General features: G+C 38.4%; 12 protein-coding genes. All 12 read left to right on the top strand.

What is annotated here, in order from left to right; genetic code table 11:
* Positions 1 to 143 precede the first annotated feature (143 nt).
* The 12 genes from ymfI (at position 144) to CHI06_RS14745 (ending at position 12,692) form a co-directional block, all read left to right on the top strand.
* Positions 144 to 866 carry an elongation factor P 5-aminopentanone reductase gene (gene ymfI / locus CHI06_RS14800; protein ID WP_095249347.1) on the top strand — a complete coding sequence of 241 codons (723 nt, stop codon included), beginning with the start codon at positions 144 to 146 and terminating at the stop codon, positions 864 to 866.
* A 78-nt stretch (positions 867 to 944) separates the two neighbouring features.
* Positions 945 to 1,202, top strand: coding sequence for a DUF3243 domain-containing protein (locus CHI06_RS14795; RefSeq protein WP_095249345.1), 258 nt, complete (start codon positions 945 to 947; stop codon positions 1,200 to 1,202).
* 159 nt (positions 1,203 to 1,361) lie between these two features.
* Positions 1,362 to 2,153 carry a DUF3388 domain-containing protein gene (locus CHI06_RS14790; protein ID WP_095249343.1) on the top strand — a complete coding sequence of 264 codons (792 nt, stop codon included), beginning with the start codon at positions 1,362 to 1,364 and terminating at the stop codon, positions 2,151 to 2,153.
* Between the two features lie 21 nt (positions 2,154 to 2,174).
* Positions 2,175 to 3,080: a helix-turn-helix domain-containing protein gene (locus tag CHI06_RS14785; protein WP_095249341.1), complete on the top strand. Its 906-nt coding sequence runs from the start codon at positions 2,175 to 2,177 to the stop codon at positions 3,078 to 3,080.
* A gap of 50 nt (positions 3,081 to 3,130) precedes the next feature.
* Complete coding sequence (pgsA, locus tag CHI06_RS14780; protein ID WP_095249339.1) at positions 3,131 to 3,709, top strand: CDP-diacylglycerol--glycerol-3-phosphate 3-phosphatidyltransferase; 579 nt, start codon at positions 3,131 to 3,133, stop codon at positions 3,707 to 3,709.
* An 18-nt stretch (positions 3,710 to 3,727) separates the two neighbouring features.
* Positions 3,728 to 4,981 (top strand): competence/damage-inducible protein A, encoded by a 1,254-nt coding sequence (locus CHI06_RS14775; RefSeq protein WP_095249349.1) that lies wholly within the window; start codon positions 3,728 to 3,730, stop codon positions 4,979 to 4,981.
* Between the two features lie 262 nt (positions 4,982 to 5,243).
* Positions 5,244 to 6,284, top strand: a complete 1,041-nt coding sequence (recA, locus tag CHI06_RS14770) for a recombinase RecA (protein WP_095249337.1) — start codon at positions 5,244 to 5,246, stop codon at positions 6,282 to 6,284.
* 313 nt (positions 6,285 to 6,597) lie between these two features.
* Positions 6,598 to 8,157 carry a ribonuclease Y gene (gene rny, locus CHI06_RS14765; RefSeq protein ID WP_095249335.1) on the top strand — a complete coding sequence of 520 codons (1,560 nt, stop codon included), beginning with the start codon at positions 6,598 to 6,600 and terminating at the stop codon, positions 8,155 to 8,157.
* A gap of 107 nt (positions 8,158 to 8,264) precedes the next feature.
* Positions 8,265 to 9,062 carry a TIGR00282 family metallophosphoesterase gene (locus CHI06_RS14760; RefSeq protein ID WP_095249333.1) on the top strand — a complete coding sequence of 266 codons (798 nt, stop codon included), beginning with the start codon at positions 8,265 to 8,267 and terminating at the stop codon, positions 9,060 to 9,062.
* 297 nt (positions 9,063 to 9,359) lie between these two features.
* The gene (spoVS, locus tag CHI06_RS14755; protein WP_026692408.1) at positions 9,360 to 9,620 is read left to right on the top strand and encodes a stage V sporulation protein SpoVS; all 261 of its coding nucleotides are present in this window, start codon (positions 9,360 to 9,362) and stop codon (positions 9,618 to 9,620) included.
* Between the two features lie 466 nt (positions 9,621 to 10,086).
* The gene (locus CHI06_RS14750; RefSeq protein ID WP_095249331.1) at positions 10,087 to 11,823 is read left to right on the top strand and encodes a 2-oxoacid:acceptor oxidoreductase subunit alpha; all 1,737 of its coding nucleotides are present in this window, start codon (positions 10,087 to 10,089) and stop codon (positions 11,821 to 11,823) included.
* Between the two features lie 2 nt (positions 11,824 to 11,825).
* The gene (locus CHI06_RS14745; RefSeq protein ID WP_095249329.1) at positions 11,826 to 12,692 is read left to right on the top strand and encodes a 2-oxoacid:ferredoxin oxidoreductase subunit beta; all 867 of its coding nucleotides are present in this window, start codon (positions 11,826 to 11,828) and stop codon (positions 12,690 to 12,692) included.
* Positions 12,693 to 12,784: the final 92 nt, after the last annotated feature.

The raw sequence follows: 12,784 nt of genomic DNA, 5'->3' as shown, positions 1-12,784 counted from the left end.
GAGTGAGACCCCGCAGGAGCGTAGCTGTAAGGAGGCTCACGGGCGAGCCCGCGGAAAGCATAGCGCCTGGAGCGCAAATCAACAGCCTAAGTTGACACAGCCTTCAATAAAACAGATTACTTAATATAGAAAGAGTGAAGTTCGTGGGAAAATATGCACTAATTACGGGAGCAAGCGGCGGGATTGGGCAAGCGGTAGCGTTTAAATTAGCTTCTCTTGGTTTTAATTTATATTTACACTTTAATAAAAATGAAAAATCAATAATGGAATTACTTGAAAAAATTAAACCCTTTGGTGGAGAGTACATACCTATTCAGGCAGATTTAGAGGAGGCAGAAGGCTATAAAAAAATCTGTTCACAAATCTTCTCCCTGGATGAAATTATCCATTGTAGTGGGAATACTCAATATGGTCTCCTCGTCGATATAAAACAGGAAGAGGTAGAATCCTTAATGAGGGTACATGTAATGAATCCCCTAATGATAACAAAGGAACTGCTCCCAAAACTAATAAAGAAACGGTCAGGAAATGTAATTCTTATCTCCTCCGTCTGGGGTCAAACCGGTGCCGCATGTGAAGTGGTCTATTCGACTGCAAAGGGAGCACAAATTTCATTTGTGAAAGCATTAAGCAAAGAAGTGGCATTAAATGGGGTACGAGTTAACGCTATTGCGCCTGGTGCCGTTGAAACACCAATGATGAGCCAGTTCTCAGTGGAGGATAAACAACTTCTTCAATACGAAATCCCAATGGGCAGGCTGGGTGTTCCTGAGGAAGTAGCCAATGGTGTGAAATTTTTACTTTCGGAGGATTCTTCATATATTACAGGGCAAGTTCTTTCAATAAATGGCGGCTGGTATACATGAAATATACATTTTTTCCGTGAATAAATTCCGCCCTTTCATAGCAAAATATCAATGTACAACTATAAAGGAGGGTTTATTATGTCTGTTTTAGATAACTGGAAACAATGGGAAGACTTTCTTGCTGAACGACTTCATCAAGCACAAAATGAAGGAATGAGCGAAGGTGCTATAGGTGCTCTTGCATTACAAATCGGTGATTATTTATCAGAGCAGGTAGAACCGAAAAACGAGCAAGAAAGAATCTTGGCTGATTTATGGTCTGTTGCGGATAAAGAAGAGCAGCAAGCAATCGCCAACATTATGGTGAAATTAGTTCAAAATAACGGAAGTCGCTAGGAGAGAGGTTTTAACCTCTCTTTTTTTTTGCATTTTAGAAGCAAAATATATTAAATAAGCATTGAACTTGTTTTTGCTTTCATCTTCAATCAAAATCATATATTATTATGGATAGATAAGGAAATGAAAAATTTGTCGTTTTAGTTTAGGAGGTTTTTTATGGAGAAGAAAGAGTGGTATTTAGAATATGAGATTCAAAAAAACCGTCCTGGTTTGCTTGGCGACATCTCATCTTTACTAGGAATGCTGTCAATCAATATAGTAACCATTAATGGAGTGGATGAAGGTCGGCGCGGATTATTAATTTTAGCAAAAGATGATAATCAAATTAAACGGTTAGAGTCAATTTTAAATACAATGGACACAATAAAAGTAATTAAGATTAGAGAACCAAAGCTTCGTGATCGGCTGGCAGTCAGACATGGACGGTACATACAACGTGACGCAGATGATAAAAAAACATTCCGATTTGTCCGTAGTGAACTAGGGGTACTCGTTGATTTTATGGCAGAATTGTTTAAGCAGGAAGGACACAAACTGATTGGAATTCGTGGGATGCCAAGGGTAGGTAAAACGGAATCGGTGGTTGCTTCGAGTGTATGCGCGAATAAACGGTGGTTATTTGTATCTTCGACTCTTTTAAAACAAACCATACGTAATCAGCTAATTCAAGATGAATACAACGAAAATAATTTGTTCATTCTTGATGGGATTGTTTCAACAAAACGTGCAAGTGAACGGCATTGGCAGCTTGTACGCGAAATCATGCGTTTACCTGCGGTTAAAGTGGTCGAACATCCTGATATCTTTGTGCAAAATTCTGAGTATACGCTTGATGATTTTGATTATATTATCGAGTTACGGAACGAGGCAGACGAAGAAATTACTTATGATATTGTCGACCAAAATAACTTATTCTCTGGCTCCGATTTTGGAGATTTTGGATTTTAAATAATTGGAAGGTGTTAACAGGTGACTGAATTAGGTAATCGACTAAAAGATGCGCGATTAGCCAAAGGATTAAGCTTAGAGGATTTACAGTCTATCACAAAAATTCAAAAGCGGTATTTAATAGGTCTTGAAGAAGGTAATTATTCTAGCATGCCAGGAAACTTTTATGTTCGAGCTTTTGTGAAGCAATACTCTGAGGCTCTTCAGCTTAATCCTGATGAAATTTTTGAAACGTATAAGAATGAAATACCAGCAACTCATAATGATGATTTAACTGAAAAATTTTCTAGAGTAAAAACACGTAAGACGGTATCAGAAGGATCCTCGAAAATATTTGATATTATCCCAAAAGTCTTAATTGGAGTCTTTATTATTGGTGCTGCGGGGGTACTGTATTATTTCGTTGTAAATAACGTCGGGGACAAGGCGAATGATTTGATTAACAATGAAAATGAACCTGTAAAGTTTGTCCGCTCTGAAAATCTTGAAAAGGCGGAGGACGCAGAAAAAGACAAGACAAAGGAAAATGATAAAGAGGAAAAAACGGATGAACAAAAGACGGTTGAAGAAACACCTGTTGTAGAAGCGCCGAAACAGGAATTAACACCAGTTCAAAACAGTGGAAAAAACTCTACCTATGATTTGAAAAATGCAGATAAATTTGTTGTGAAACTGGTTTCAACAGGGGAAACATGGGTAAGTGTTAATAATAGCAGTGGTCAATCCAAGTTCCAGGGGTTATTATCAACCACTGGTACACAAAGTACGGAAGTAGATTTAACTGGCGATACCAAAGCAGTAATTGTTGTTGGTCGAACGCTCGATACAGAAATCTACGTAAATGACCAGAAGCTTGAGTATGCAATCGCACCTGCTGATGTGGTTCGTCAGAACATTACGATTCAATTTGTTCAGAAGAACGAATAGTCATCTAGTGATGACTATTTTTCGTTCTAATATTATTTGGAGGCAAAAAAATGAATGTACCAAATCAAATAACGATATCAAGAATACTTTTAATTCCAATTTTCTTGATTATTATGCTTGCCCCCTTTGAGTGGGGAAATATGCATCTACTGGGAGTTGATCTTCCGGTAACTCATTTTGTTGGAGCATTAATTTTTATTTTTGCTTCTTCTACAGATTGGGTAGACGGCTATTATGCCCGAAAATATAATCTTGTTACAAATATGGGGAAATTCCTCGATCCGCTTGCCGATAAATTACTCGTCTCTGCTGCGCTGGTTGTCCTTGTTGATCTTGGATATGCAGCCTCATGGATTGTGATTGCAATCATAAGCAGAGAATTTGCTGTCACAGGTCTTCGTCTTTTGCTAGTTGAGGGTGGAGAAGTTGTAGCCGCCAATAATCTCGGGAAAATCAAAACCTGGGCACAAATCATCGCTATTTCAGCACTATTATTACATAATATTATTTTTGAAATGATTGGATTTCCATTTGATGATGTAGCATTATGGGTTGCATTGATTTTTACTGTCTGGTCTGGATGGGATTATTTTTCAAAGAATATGCATGTTTTCAAAAATTCTAAATAGAACATGAGGTAACGGATGATGAATGCAGAAATTATTGCAGTTGGTTCTGAATTACTGCTAGGTCAAATCGTTAATAGTAATGCACGATTTCTATCGCAACAACTTGCTGGACTAGGTATAAATGTTTTTTTTCATACAGTGGTTGGCGATAATCCTGACCGATTAAGGTCTGCGATAGAGATCGCAGAAAAGCGCTCTAATTTGATTATTTTTACCGGCGGGCTTGGACCGACAAAAGATGATTTAACGAAAGAAACAATTGCTCGCCATTTGGGGAAAAATCTCATTATGGATCAAGAGGCATTAGAATCTATTGAACTTTATTTTAAAAAGGGAAATAGGGTAATGACTGAAAATAATAAGAAGCAGGCCATTGTTTTAGAGGACTCTACTATCCTGCCAAATAATCATGGGATGGCTCCTGGCATGATGGTCGATATTGGCGATCGTATTTATATGCTTTTGCCTGGACCACCGAAAGAAATGGAGCCTATGTTTTTACAATTTGGAACAGCCGCTCTATCAAAACAAGTAAAAACGGATGAGAAAATAGTTTCTAGGGTTTTAAGGTTCTTTGGAATCGGAGAGGCTTCGTTAGAAACTGAAATCATTGATTTAATAGAACAGCAAACAAATCCCACAATTGCCCCACTTGCTGCAGACGGAGAATGTACCTTACGGCTTACTGCGAAGCATCAAGATATGCAAACAGCAGAGTTAATGCTGGATGAAGCAGAGGGGAAAATTAACGATCGTGTTGGCCAGTATTTATATGGGTATGACAATACTTCTTTGGTAGCTGAACTAATGAAAGTTTTAAAAGAAAAACAATTAACAATCTCAGCGGCAGAGAGCTTAACAGGAGGGTTGTTTCAACAGGAACTAACTAGTATTCCAGGTGTAAGTTCGGTCTTTAAGGGTGGAGTTGTTTGTTACACGAATGAGGTTAAGGAGAAAGTCTTAGGAGTTAAAAAGGAAACAATTGAAAGTTTTGGCGTAGTAAGTCATGAGTGTGCTAAAGAGCTGGCTGAAAATGTTGCGGAATTAGTATCTGCTGATATAGGAATTAGTTTCACTGGTGTTGCTGGCCCTGACGAGCTTGAAGGAAAGCTTGTAGGAACCGTCTATATTGGTATTTCGATTAAAGGGAAACAAACAGTGGTTGAAAAGCTGGAACTTGGCGGTTCGAGGGAAGCAAACCGGACCCGTTCAGTAAAATACGGCTGCTATTATTTAATAAAGCATTTGCAAGAATCACAGAAAGCTAACTAAGCGCTCTGTGATTTTTTTTACCAAAAAAGTAATGGTCTGAATATAGAAGAAAAAGGATAAATCAATGGAAAAGTTAATCGAAAAGATATAATTGGCTGGGAGAATTACCTATTTTTACATGACTACTAGATTCAAAAAAGTCGAATGAATGTTCGTTTTTTTGCTGTACAAAAGTCTAAAAAGAGGTTATATTATTAATAGGAATTAAATTATAGAATTTGGCTATTAACTTTTTGGTTTATATATAAGGGAGGAACTAGTAGTGACTGATCGTAAAGCGGCCTTAGAAATGGCGCTAAAACAGATTGAAAAGCAATTTGGTAAAGGCTCTATTATGAAAATGGGAGAGAAAACTGACACAAGAATTTTAACAAGTCCTAGCGGCTCACTAGCACTAGATTCAGCACTTGGAGTTGGCGGATACCCTAGAGGAAGAATTATTGAAATTTACGGACCAGAAAGCTCAGGTAAAACAACAGTTGCCTTACATGCTATTGCAGAAGTACAAGCTGCAGGTGGACAAGCAGCGTTTATCGACGCCGAGCATGCCCTGGATCCAGCATATGCACAAAAACTTGGAGTAAACATCGATGAGCTATTGCTATCCCAGCCAGACACTGGTGAACAAGCACTAGAAATCGCAGAGGCACTTGTACGAAGCGGTGCAATTGATATTCTAGTAGTCGATTCCGTTGCAGCATTAGTTCCAAAAGCAGAAATTGAAGGAGAAATGGGAGATTCTCATATGGGTCTTCAAGCCCGCTTGATGTCTCAAGCGCTCCGTAAACTTTCTGGTGTCATTAATAAATCAAAGACCATCGCAATCTTTATTAACCAGGTTCGTGAAAAAATTGGAGTTATGTTTGGAAATCCCGAGACAACTCCTGGTGGTCGTGCATTGAAATTCTACTCTACGGTACGTATTGAGGTGCGTCGTGGAGAAGCACTAAAGCAAGGTACTGATATAGTTGGAAACAAAACGAAGATTAAGGTCGTTAAGAATAAAGTTGCTCCTCCATTCCGTACAGCTGAAGTGGATATTATGTATGGTGAAGGAATTTCTAAAGAGGGCGAGATCATTGATATTGGCTCTGAATTAGATATCGTCCAAAAGAGCGGTTCTTGGTATTCATATAATGAGGAAAGAATCGGTCAAGGCCGTGAGAATGCAAAGACTTTCTTAAGAGAAAATCCAAGCATTCGTCTTGAAATTCAGCAAAAAATCCGTGCGCACTATGGATTAGACGGTGAAAAGATTGTCACTGAAGTCGATGATGATGAGCAATTTGAATTAATAGATTAACAAAAAGAGCAAAGCCTGATTAGGTTTTGCTCTTTTTAATAAAATGCATAGTTATTTATAAAAATGTATATTTATTCATCCGATAACAATTTAAGTAATTTTAAACTATGAACAAAGTCTAAATATTTCAAAAAGCTGTCAGGAGTTACCCTTGACAATGAATATACACACATTTACAATTAACATGTATATTTTACATTTTTGTTAATATTACAATGAAAAGCTTGGTGCTTGCTGTATGTTGAACCTAACCAATGTACATGCCGACACTTAAAAAGTGTAACAAAAGTTCATAGCAAGAGGAGGTGTAACGATGGAACCTATTACTATCATCTCCATTTTGCTTGGCATTATCGTCGGTGCCGTTGTTGGCTATTTTGTTCGTAAATCCATTGCTGAGGCAAAAATAGCAGGTGCAAAGAATGCTGCAGAGCAGATTCTTGAAGATGCAAAGCGTGACGCTGATTCATTGAAGAAAGAAGCTTTGCTTGAGGCAAAGGATGAAATTCACAAGCTTCGTTCAGAGGCCGAACGTGAGGTTCGTGAACGAAGAAATGAACTGCAAAAACAAGAAAACCGTTTACTGCAAAGAGAAGAGAATTTAGATCGAAAGGATGAATCGTTAAATAAACGAGAAATTCTATTAGAAAAGAAGGATGATTCTCTAAACCAAAGACAACAGCATATTGAACAGATGGAAAGCAAAGTGGACGAGTTGGTACGAAAACAACAAACTGAACTTGAACGAATTTCGAGTTTAACTCGTGAGGAAGCGAAGAACATCATTATCGATAAAATGGAGCAGGAATTAACCTATGACACTGCGATAATGATTAAGGAAAGTGAAAACCGCGCGAAAGAGGAAGCAGATAAGAAAGCGAAAGAAATTTTATCGCTAGCAATCCAGCGTTGCGCTGCTGACCATGTAGCGGAAACGACTGTATCTGTAGTCAACCTTCCAAATGATGAAATGAAGGGTCGTATTATTGGCCGTGAAGGAAGAAATATCCGTACACTAGAAACACTTACGGGAATTGATTTGATTATCGATGATACCCCAGAGGCAGTAATTCTATCAGGATTCGATCCAATTCGTCGTGAAACGGCTCGATTGGCGCTTGAAAAGTTAGTTCAAGACGGACGTATCCATCCTGCACGTATTGAGGAAATGGTAGAAAAATCACGTCGTGAAGTGGATGAGTATATTCGTGAAGTGGGTGAACAAACGACCTTTGAAGTCGGTGTTCATGGATTACATCCGGATCTTATTAAAATCCTGGGACGCTTAAAGTTCCGTACAAGTTACGGACAAAATGTCCTAAAGCACTCAATGGAGGTAGCTCAGCTATCTGGCTTACTTGCAGCTGAACTTGGTGAGGATGAAACGCTGGCACGTCGTGCAGGGCTGTTGCATGATATCGGAAAAGCAATTGACCATGAAGTGGAAGGAAGCCATGTTGAAATTGGGGTTGAACTTGCAACTAAATACAAGGAACACCCGGTGGTTATCAACAGTATTGCCTCACATCATGGTGATACGGAACCAACATCAACCATATCCGTTCTAGTGGCTGCTGCTGATGCGTTATCAGCCGCAAGACCTGGAGCACGTAGTGAAACTCTAGAAAACTATATTCGCCGCTTAGAAAAGCTGGAAGAGATTTCTGAGTCCTATGATGGTGTAGAGAAATCCTTCGCCATTCAAGCTGGACGTGAGGTGCGGATTATAGTTAGACCTGATGCAGTGGATGATTTAGCTGCACATCGTTTGGCTCGAGATATTCGGAAACGAATCGAAGAAGAGCTTGATTATCCAGGACATATTAAAGTGACAGTCATCCGTGAAACACGGGCTGTGGAATACGCAAAATAAAGCGGTGCTTATGCACTGCTTTATTTTTTTGCAGGGTTCCTAACGGTTAAATAAAATAAAATGTGATACAATTTATAGTAAATAAATGCATCACGAAAGGATTACAAATGAACTTATTATTTATTGGAGATGTTGTAGGCTCACCAGGCCGAGATATGGTGAAAGAGTATGTGCCAAAAATTAAAGAAAAATATAGACCTAATTTTACGATAATTAATGGTGAAAATGCTGCAGGAGGCAGAGGGATTACAGAAAAGATTTACCGGGAGTTTTTGGGTTCCGGCGCACAGGCTGTAACCCTTGGAAACCACTCCTGGGATAACAAAGAGATCTTTGAATTTATCGAATCGGCAAAGAATATGGTACGACCGGCAAATTTCCCTGAAGGTACCCCAGGGAAAGGATTAGCATTCTTTAAGGTAAATGACCTAGAAGTAGCTGTCATCAATTTACAAGGGCGCACATTTATGCCGCCTCTAGATTGTCCTTTTAAAAAGGCGGATGAATTAGTGGAAATGGCACAGGAAAGAACACCATTTATTTTTGTGGATTTCCATGCAGAAGCAACAAGCGAAAAACAAGCAATGGGCTGGTATTTGGATGGAAGGGTTTCAGCTGTAGTTGGCACACATACACACGTTCAAACCGCTGATAGCCGTATCCTGCCAGGAGGCACAGGCTATTTAACGGATGTAGGGATGACAGGTCCATATGATGGAATTCTTGGTATGGAAAGGGAGGCAGTCATCACAAAATTCCTTTCAAGCCTTCCTATACGATTTGAAGTTCCTAAAGCGGGTAGAACCCAGCTTAGTGGAGTCTACATGGAACTTGACAGGAAAACTGGCAAGAGCAAAAAAATGGAAAGAATTTTAATAAATGAAGATAATCCTTGGTATTCTTAACCTTCCAATTGTGGAAGGTTATTTCTTTGTCTAGCGCAAGCAGCCTAGGGGCTCGGGGTCATAAGCCAATCCGTCAAGAAGGTAATGACCAACCTTCTCGCCGGCTCGTCTTATGCCTGTCGCCCCTGTACAAGGCGCTTCCGCTTTTCAAATTTTACTGATAAATAAGCACTTTTTTTGTCCAAGCCGGAATATGTCTTTTGCAGAATGAATATAGTAGCAGTGGAATCTTATATACCTGATTTGCTCATGAAACTGCTCATGTCAGGATCGGGATTATACAAGGGGGAGCTAGGAATGGAAATATTAAAAGTTTCAGCAAAATCTAATCCTAATTCTGTAGCTGGTGCACTTGCTGGAGTTCTGCGTGAAAGAGGTGCAGCAGAAATACAGGCGATTGGTGCAGGTGCATTGAATCAAGCTGTTAAGGCGGTAGCGATTGCAAGAGGATTTGTAGCACCTAGCGGAGTAGATTTGATTTGCATCCCTGCGTTCACTGATATTAAGATTGATGGTGAAGAACGCACGGCTATAAAGCTTATTGTTGAACCAAGATGAAAGAGATAGAATCAAAGATGTGAAACAAGATGAATAAAACAAACTTTTACCTGCTTAAATTGTAAGCAGGTATTTTTATATACAAATCATATTAAAAATGTTATTCTAGTATAAATGAAAGCGTTTTCCGAGTTAAAGTATTAAAGTAATATATTTTATTAGATTTATTAATAAATCGCATAACAACAACGTTTTATAACCATTTTATATAGTTATATGCAGATTTAATAAATGTCAATTTTTATAATATAAAAAAATATTCATATTTTAGACAATATTTCGTATGAAAGGGTTGCAATTTTTGGTTTAGAGGTCTAGAATTGTAAGCGTTTAGTACATCTTCAAGTTTCAATTTATTTTTCCTTTAAAGCTTTAAAGGCTAAAATCTAGTGAATAACTCGGAATTGTGCTACTCTAAATGAGAGTTATAAAATATATTTTTTACATATCCAAAGGGGTGTAAGTCATGATCAATCAACTTTCGTGGAAAGTTGGCGGACAACAAGGGGAAGGTATTGAAAGTACAGGGGAAATATTTGCTATTGCATTGAATCGCCTCGGTTATTACTTGTATGGTTATCGTCACTTTTCATCTCGTATCAAAGGCGGTCATACAAACAACAAAATCAGAGTCAGCACGACAGAAGTTCGTTCAATCTCTGATGATCTTGATGTTCTTGTCGCTTTTGACCAAGAAACTATCGATTTAAACTACAAAGAGTTACACAGCAAAGGTGTAATACTTGCGGATGCAAAGTTCACGCCGAAGAAACCAGAAGATACACAAGCAGCATTGTATGCGGTTCCATTTACAGAAATTGCTACTGAATTAGGAACATCCCTAATGAAAAACATGGTAGCCATTGGTGCTACATCAGCTGTCTTGAATCTTGATATTCATGTTTTTGAAGAAGTAGTTCAAGAGATTTTTGGTAAAAAAGGTTCTCAAGTAGTTGCGAAAAACATGGATGCCATTAAAGCTGGATATGATTATATGAAGAAACAGCTGGTAGATGGTATTGAAATAATGGAACTTGAAAAAGCTGACGGCAAGAAGCGTATGTTCATGATTGGAAATGATGCTATTGCATTAGGAGCAGTTGCGGCTGGATGTCGTTTTATGGCTGCATACCCAATAACACCAGCTTCTGAAATAATGGAATATTTAATTAAAAAGCTTCCTGCTCTTGGTGGTACGGTTATTCAAACGGAAGATGAAATTGCTGCCTGTACAATGGCAATTGGTGCTAACTATGCTGGTGTTCGTACAATTACGGCATCTGCTGGTCCAGGATTATCATTGAAAATGGAAGCAATTGGTCTTTCAGGTATAACTGAAACTCCGCTGGTGGTAGTTGATACTCAGCGTGGCGGTCCATCTACAGGATTACCAACAAAGCAAGAACAGTCAGATTTAATGGCTATGATCTATGGAACACATGGAGAAATTCCTAAAATCGTTATGGCTCCAAGTACTGTAGAAGAGGCTTTCTATGATACAACTGAGGCATTTAACCTTGCTGAAGAATATCAATGTCCTGTAATTGTTCTTACAGACCTTCAACTATCTTTAGGTAAACAGACAGTTGAACCTTTAAGTATGGATAAAGTAGAAATCAGACGTGGAAAGCTTGTTACTGATGAAATTCCTGAGAGTGAAAATAAAGCGTATTTCAAACGTTATGAAGTGACATCTGATGGAGTTTCTCCACGTGTCATCCCTGGTATGAAAAATGGTATTCACCATGTAACTGGTGTTGAACATGATGAAACAGGAAAACCTTCAGAATCGGCTGTAAATAGGAACGCTCAAATGGACAAGCGATTCCGTAAAATTGAAAATATTCGTTTCAATACACCAGTGTACAAAAACACTAAGCATGAAGATGCTGACATTTTACTAGTTGGTTTTAATTCAACTAGAGGTGTAATTGAGGAAGCTATGGTTCGTTTAGAAAAAGAAGGAATGAAAGTAAATCACGCTCATATTCGTTTGATTCACCCATTCCCAACGGACGAAGTATTACCACTTGTTCGTTCAGCAAAGAAAGTAGTGGTTGTTGAAAACAATGCTACTGGTCAATTGGCAAACATTATGAAAATGAATGTTGGGCATGCTGAAAAGATTATTAAACATTTAAAATATGACGGTAATCCGTTCCTACCACACGAAGTATATACAAAATGTAAGGAGTTGTTCTAAACATGGCCACTTTTAAAGACTTTAGAAATAATGTAAAACCGAACTGGTGCCCTGGCTGTGGCGACTTCTCTGTACAAGCGGCAATGCAACGTGCAGCAGCAAATGTAGGTCTTGAGCCTCAAAACTTAGCTGTTATTTCTGGTATCGGATGTTCTGGTCGTATCTCTGGTTATATTAATTCATATGGCTTCCATGGAATTCATGGCCGTTCATTACCAATCGCTCAAGGTGTAAAAATGGCAAACCGTGATTTAACAGTGATCGCTTCCGGCGGTGACGGTGACGGTTTTGCAATCGGAATGGGACATACCATTCATGCGATTCGTCGTAATGTAGATATCACCTACATTGTTATGGATAACCAAATCTATGGTTTAACAAAAGGACAAACGTCTCCGCGTTCAGCTACCGGCTTTAAAACGAAATCATCGCCGCTAGGTTCGATTGAACAACCGATTTCACCAATGGAGATGGCTTTAACTGCAGGGGCAACATTTGTTGCACAAAGTTTCTCTACAGATTTAAAAGACCTAACTGCATTAATTGAAGCAGGCATTAAGCATAAAGGGTTCTCTTTAATTAACGTTTACAGTCCTTGTGTAACCTATAATAAGGTCAACACTTATGATTGGTTTAAAGAAAATCTAACGAAGTTAAGTGATATTGAAGGATATGATCCTTCAAACCGTGAAAACGCTATGCAGACATTGATGAAGCATAATGGTTTAGTTACTGGTTTGATTTATCAAAACACAGAACGTAAATCCTACCAGGAATTGATTAATAATTACTCTGAAACTCCATTAGCACATGCAGATCTTAACCTTGATCAAGAATACTTTGATAAATTAGTTAACGAATTTATGTAAGTACATGGAAAATCCCGTAGTATACTGCTACGGGATTTTCTATTGTTTTCAAGCCTATAAACCTTTATACTATAATAATGTGCGGAAGTGTG

The sequence above is a fragment of the Bacillus sp. 7884-1 genome, assembly GCF_002272245.1.
Taxonomy (GTDB): Bacteria; Bacillota; Bacilli; order Bacillales; family Cytobacillaceae; genus Neobacillus.
This window is presented reverse-complemented; position numbering and strand designations above follow the sequence as displayed.

Excerpts from the sequence above, each read along its gene's own strand:
- CHI06_RS14790 (WP_095249343.1), top strand. The coding sequence starts at position 1,362 with ATGGAGAAGAAAGAGTGGTATTTAGAATATGAGATTCAAAAAAACCGT.
- rny (WP_095249335.1), top strand. The coding sequence starts at position 6,598 with ATGGAACCTATTACTATCATCTCCATTTTGCTTGGCATTATCGTCGGT.
- pgsA (WP_095249339.1), top strand. The coding sequence starts at position 3,131 with ATGAATGTACCAAATCAAATAACGATATCAAGAATACTTTTAATTCCA.
- CHI06_RS14795 (WP_095249345.1), top strand. The coding sequence starts at position 945 with ATGTCTGTTTTAGATAACTGGAAACAATGGGAAGACTTTCTTGCTGAA.
- CHI06_RS14775 (WP_095249349.1), top strand. The coding sequence starts at position 3,728 with ATGAATGCAGAAATTATTGCAGTTGGTTCTGAATTACTGCTAGGTCAA.
- CHI06_RS14745 (WP_095249329.1), top strand. The coding sequence starts at position 11,826 with ATGGCCACTTTTAAAGACTTTAGAAATAATGTAAAACCGAACTGGTGC.
- CHI06_RS14760 (WP_095249333.1), top strand. The coding sequence starts at position 8,265 with ATGAACTTATTATTTATTGGAGATGTTGTAGGCTCACCAGGCCGAGAT.
- spoVS (WP_026692408.1), top strand. The coding sequence starts at position 9,360 with ATGGAAATATTAAAAGTTTCAGCAAAATCTAATCCTAATTCTGTAGCT.
- CHI06_RS14750 (WP_095249331.1), top strand. The coding sequence starts at position 10,087 with ATGATCAATCAACTTTCGTGGAAAGTTGGCGGACAACAAGGGGAAGGT.